General features: G+C 51.5%; 6 protein-coding genes. 3 read left to right on the forward strand and 3 right to left on the reverse strand.

Annotated elements, in window-relative coordinates:
- Positions 1-77: 77 nt before the first annotated feature.
- The 3 genes from recF to dnaA form a co-directional block, all read right to left on the reverse strand.
- Positions 78-1160, reverse strand: a complete 1083-nt coding sequence (gene recF, locus RSA72_RS13670; RefSeq protein ID WP_332621789.1) for a DNA replication/repair protein RecF — start codon at positions 1158-1160, stop codon at positions 78-80.
- A gap of 17 nt (positions 1161-1177) precedes the next feature.
- Positions 1178-2326: a DNA polymerase III subunit beta gene (gene dnaN, locus RSA72_RS13675; protein WP_332621790.1), complete on the reverse strand. Its 1149-nt coding sequence runs from the start codon at positions 2324-2326 to the stop codon at positions 1178-1180.
- Between the two features lie 117 nt (positions 2327-2443).
- Positions 2444-3823, reverse strand: a complete 1380-nt coding sequence (gene dnaA, locus RSA72_RS13680) for a chromosomal replication initiator protein DnaA (RefSeq protein WP_332621792.1) — start codon at positions 3821-3823, stop codon at positions 2444-2446.
- A gap of 650 nt (positions 3824-4473) precedes the next feature.
- On the opposite strand from dnaA, the gene rpmH reads away from it, so the two are divergent.
- The 3 genes from rpmH to yidD form a co-directional block, all read left to right on the forward strand.
- On the forward strand, positions 4474-4608 hold the full coding sequence (rpmH, locus tag RSA72_RS13685; protein WP_000831329.1) for a 50S ribosomal protein L34: 135 nt from the start codon (positions 4474-4476) through the stop codon (positions 4606-4608).
- A 29-nt stretch (positions 4609-4637) separates the two neighbouring features.
- Positions 4638-5030, forward strand: a complete 393-nt coding sequence (gene rnpA / locus RSA72_RS13690; RefSeq protein ID WP_332621793.1) for a ribonuclease P protein component — start codon at positions 4638-4640, stop codon at positions 5028-5030.
- Positions 5031-5039: 9 nt separating this feature from the next.
- Positions 5040-5311: membrane protein insertion efficiency factor YidD (yidD, locus tag RSA72_RS13695; protein ID WP_332633356.1), on the forward strand; the 272-nt coding region annotated here is incomplete at its 3' end.

The raw sequence follows: 5311 nt of genomic DNA on the forward strand, positions 1-5311 counted from the left end.
CTGTTTGAGAAGCTATTTGATCTTCTGAACTCATGGTTTCTCCCTAGTGAAAAATGGATCTATGCAAAGACGGCATGTCATTGCTCAGCAATCTGAACCGCACCGTTTTCAACTTTGAATAATTGATAGGCAATAGACAGCTCATGCAAGTGATGCTGTACTGATTCATGGTCTAAAGTCGTAATAAAAACTTGACTGCCAAGCTGGCTCAATCGGCCAATTAAACGCTGCTGCGCGGCTAAATCTAATTCTGCTGTCAGATCATCCAATAATACCACAGTTTCCTTATTGCAGGCATGCAGCATTGCGATCTGCGACAGTTTTAGCGCCATAATCAGCAGCTTTTTCTGGCCGCGCGAAAGCACGGCATCGGCATGGCCCTGAGGCGTTTTCAAGCGAAGGTCAGCGCGGTGCGGCCCGCACTCAGTATAGCGCCGCTCCAGATCTTTCTGATGGCTGGCGGCCAGGTCATTCAGCAGCCCTGTGGCGCTGTGAAAGCCGGGGCTGTATTCCAGAGTGATTTCCAGATCCGGCAGCAGCCGCTGCAGATCCTGCTGAAAATAATGCTGCCACTGTTCCACTGCGCCGGCGCGCTGCGAATGCAGGATTTCGCCGTAATCGCTGAGCATCCTGTTCCACGGCCCGAGTTCGGCAAGGCTTAAATTGCGCCGCGATTTCAGCAGGCTGTTGCGCTGCTTCAGCGCCCGCGAATAATGCTGCCAGGCATGATAGAACTCCGGTTCCACGTGGAACATCATCCAGTCCAGCATCTGCCGCCGCGGCTTGGCGCCGTGGTCAATAATATCCGTGCTCTGCGGGTCAATCAGCTGCAGCGGCAGGAGCTTCGCCAGCTGGCTCTGCGTCGCCACCAGATCGCCGTTGACCTTAATCAGCTGTTCGCCTGACTGCATTTTCTGCATGCCGATTTTATCTGCGGCCGACTGGGCAAATACAATCGCGTCCGGCGCATCATGCTGAATGTAGTTTTTGGGAATATGCGTGCGGAACGAACGTCCGGTTGCCAGCAGGTGAATCGCCTCCAGAACCGAGGTTTTTCCTGAGCCATTCCGCCCGTAAAAAACATTAAACGGCTGCAGCTCAGCGAGCGCAACCGTCTTTAAGTTCCGGACACGTTCCACATGCAGGCGCGAAATGTGCATAATGGCGCTAACTGCCGTTAAACGCGCATCGGCATGACCACATAGGTTTGATCCTGATGCGCAGGATCCTGCACCAGCACCGACTGATTGGCCTCAGTCATGGTCATGGAAACGTCATCGCCGTCCAGCACGCTCATCACATCCAGCAGGTACTGCGCATTGAAGGACATTTCCATCGGCGCATCGGCATACTGAATCGCCAGATCTTCCACCGCCTCATCCTGCTCAGGGTTGTTGGCCCGCAGCTGCAGGGTGTCGGCATCAAAGTTCAGGAACACGCCGCGCAGCTTTTCATTGCTCAGAATCGCCACACGCTGCAGCGACTGCTTAAACACATCATGCGCAATCACTACATTTTTGTCGCCGCCGCGCGGAATCACCCGGCGGTAATCCGGGAATTTCCCGTCAATCAGCTTAGTGGTGAAGCGCACGGTAATATCGCCCTGCTCTTTGTCGCGGCTGGCGATGGTGATGGTGACATTCAGCAGCTCGCGGCCAATCAGCAGCGCCAGCGGCTCATCTTCCACACTGAGCAGGCGCTGCAGCTCGCCCACCGCCTTGCGCGGCGCAATGGCCTGAACCAGCTGCGGCGCATTGGATGAAGCTGCGGTTTCACACAGCGCCAGACGGTGGCCGTCTGTAGTGACTGCGCGCAGCTGATTTTGATCAATTTCCAGCAGGGTGCCGGTCAGGTAAAAGCGCACATCCTGCACCGCCATGGCGAAAGCGGTTTTTTCAAACAGGCGCTTCAGCTCACGCTGCGTCACCATGACCTGCGTGCCCTGGGTATTTTCAGTGCTGAGCAGCGGATAATCTTCAGCCGGCAAAGTGCCGAGCACAAAGCGGCTGTTGCCGGATTTTAAAATGCAGCGCAGATCTTCAGTAATCTGCAGGTCAATCAAGGCGGCGGCGGGCAAAGACTTGCAGATGTCCATCAGCTTGCGCGCCGGAACCGTGGTTTCCCCCGCCTGCAGGCAGGCGCCGGCAGCCAAAGGCGTGCTGGCAACCAGTTCAACTTCAAGATCTGAACCGGTAATGGTCAGCGCCTGTTCAGTGACCTGCACTTTCACATTGGACAAAATGTTTAAGGTATGGCGACGTTCAACCGCTCCTACGACATGTGATAGAACATTCAGTAAGCTTTCTTTCGCGATTTTCAAACGCACGATACTTTCCTCTGGCAGCTGAAGATAAAATAAATAAGAGATAAATTGGGGTTTTAAGCAGTGTACTATGCGGCAGAAAATGCCGCATTGCAAGAACAGAATTTAAGCAAAAAATGATCAGCTCTGCAGCAGGCGGAGCAGGTTTTTGTAGTCTTCATTGAAGATCGGATCTTCCTCGCGCAGGCTTTGCACTTTCTCGCAGGCATGCATTACCGTGCTGTGGTCGCGCCCGCCGAAAGCCATGCCGATTTCAGGAAAACTGTCGCCGGTCAGCTCACGCGCCAGCCCCATGGCCAGCTGGCGCGGGCGGGCATAAATGCGGGTGCGTTTCGGGCCGACCAGCTCCTTTAATGGAATGCGGAAATACTCGCTGACTACGCGCTGAATATTTTCAGTGCTGATGGTGCGGGCGCGGATCGCCAGCACATCCTTAAGCGATTCACGCACCACATCCAGGTCAATCGGGGTGCCCTTGAAGCGTGAAATAGCAACGACTTTATTCAATGCGCCTTCCAGCTCGCGCACATTGGCCACCACCTGCTGCGCAATAAACAGAGCACAGTTGCGCGGCAGCTCCACATCATTGCTTTCGGCTTTTTTCAGCAGGATTTCAATGCGGGTTTCAATATCCGGCGGCTCCACGCCGACAGACAGCCCCCAGGAAAAACGCGACACCAGGCGCGGATCCAATTCCGTCAATTCTTTCGGATAGCGGTCAGAGGTCAGGATGATCTGCTTGGATTCATCCAGCAGCGCGTTAAAGGTGTAGAAAAATTCCACCAGGCTGGCTTCCTTGCCGGCCAGCAGGTGAATGTCATCCACCAGCAGCAGGTCCAGGGAGCGGCAGTTTTTCTTGAACTCTTCCACCTTGCCCTGCTGCAGCGAGCTGACAAAATCCTGCACAAAGCTTTCCGCGGTCATGTACATCACGCGCGCATTCGGCTTTGCCTGCAGCAGCGCATTGCCGACCGCCTGCATTAAATGGGTTTTACCCAGGCCTGTCGGGCCATACAGAAACAGCGGATTGTGCTGCGGCGCGCCGAGCTGGGTGAGCACTTTGCGGCAGGTTTCAGCCGCCATCTGATTGGAGCGGCCCTCAACAAACAGCGAAAAGGTAAATAAGGGGTTCAGCTGGCGGCGCCGGCTGTTTTTGGCGCCCTGCTCGTCTTTTTCCCTTTTAGGCTTGGCGGCAGGCGCCGGCGCGCTTTCCAAAGCGGCCGCAGTTGTCGCCGGCTGCTCGCTGGCGGACAGAATTGCGCCGGGGCGCGAATCGACCAGAATTTCCACTTTGCGGATGCGCCCTTCGGACAGCTGCTCCGCCAAAATTGCAATCAGCTCTAAATGATGCTCTTGAATATAGCGCGTCCAGTAAGGATTCGGCGCAAACAGACGCAGCGTGTCTTCAGCCTCTTCGGCAACCAAAGGCCTGATCCACATTGTAAAGACATTGCCGGACAGCTCTTGACGCAAGCGAGTTAAGCAGTCTGTCCAAAGCATGTGAAACCCCTATTTTCAGTCCATTGCGCATAAAAAAACTTTTGGCCCGCCCGAGCGGGTCGCCATTCTAACCAAGTTATCCACATCTGTCATGGCCAATTCAGCTTTTTTGGCTAAAAAACCGCATTTCAGGCCTGATTTTAAATTTAAAATCCAGTGTGGATAACTTCAGCAGCAAGCTGTGGATAAAATATAGCACAAAGTTATCCACAATATATCAAAATTATAAAAACATAGTTATTCACAGCTTATATTATTGTTTTTAAAATCTAAAAGTGTGATTTCCACAGAAAAACACGGCCCTAATAATAATAAATTTAAATTTTAAAATTTGAATTTAATAATAAGAGCCTGGCTTTCTGGGGATAACTCTTCTTAGGTTTAAATTTAAATTCAAAACAGCCATTCAAGCTTGACCTGATTTTCAAACTGTGGATAACTATGATGATAAGATTATGGATAAGTATTTAATACTTAAATAACAATAGTTTACTTTATATATAGCAAAAATCGGGCTGTTTTTGCTTATTCTATCAGCTCAGCTCCAATTTGATCATTTTTTGCAAGAAAACCTGTTTTTCATTGACAGCTCAAGCAATGAGCACTAAAATCGCGAACCTTTATAGAAAGATCAATTTTGGAGTTTCAACATGAAACGTACTTTCCAGCCTTCTGAATTGAAACGTAAACGTGTTCACGGTTTCCGCGCACGCATGGCGACTAAAGCCGGCCGCCAAGTACTGGCTCGCCGCCGTGCTAAAGGCCGTCATAGCTTAACTGTTTAATCAGTTAAAGCTGCAACGACTTGGGCGCTATGACACCGCTTTATGGCTTCAGCACAGCTGTACGCATACACTGTGCTGCCGATTATAAAGGTGTGTTTGACGGTGCGCTTTTTAAAGTGCATCAGCCCCATTTCTTATTTCTTGCAAAACGCTCCGAACAGCCGAACAGCCGTTTGGGTCTTGTTGTTGCCAAGAAAAAAGTGCGCCGCGCACATGAACGGAATCGAGTAAAACGTCTTGCCCGCGAAAGTTTTCGCCTGCATCAGCAGCAATTAGATGAATTAGATATAGTGGTGATGCCGAAAGCCGGCATTGATGCTGTGCCTAATGCTGAATTGCATCAGCAATTACAATTTGCCTGGCAAAAGCTGAACCGCCTTGCCAAAAAGCATTCAAAAACAGCTTCCTCCCCGCAAAAGTAGAGACGGCCAATGGTACATTTGCTGCATTGGTTAATCCGTTTCTATCAGCTTGCGATCAGTCCGCTGCTTGGACCCCGCTGCCGCTATATTCCCACATGTTCTCAATATTCATTGGAAGCAGTCCATATGCATGGCGCTGCGCGCGGAACGTGGCTGGCTGCCCGGCGTATTTGCCGCTGCCATCCGTGGGGCGGATCAGGCTATGATCCGGTGCCGCCCAAAGCACTTCGTTTTATTTCATTTCAGCAAATAGATTCTCAAACGCTTCACGTTGCTGTACC

The sequence above is a fragment of the Acinetobacter sp. genome, assembly GCF_036659555.1.
GTDB lineage: Bacteria > Pseudomonadota > Gammaproteobacteria > Pseudomonadales > Moraxellaceae > Acinetobacter.

Coding starts and splice junctions, on each gene's coding strand:
- rpmH (WP_000831329.1), top strand. CDS start 4,474: ATGAAACGTACTTTCCAGCCTTCTGAATTGAAACGTAAACGTGTTCAC.
- rnpA (WP_332621793.1), top strand. CDS start 4,638: ATGACACCGCTTTATGGCTTCAGCACAGCTGTACGCATACACTGTGCT.
- dnaA (WP_332621792.1), bottom strand. CDS start 3,823: ATGCTTTGGACAGACTGCTTAACTCGCTTGCGTCAAGAGCTGTCCGGC.
- recF (WP_332621789.1), bottom strand. CDS start 1,160: ATGCACATTTCGCGCCTGCATGTGGAACGTGTCCGGAACTTAAAGACG.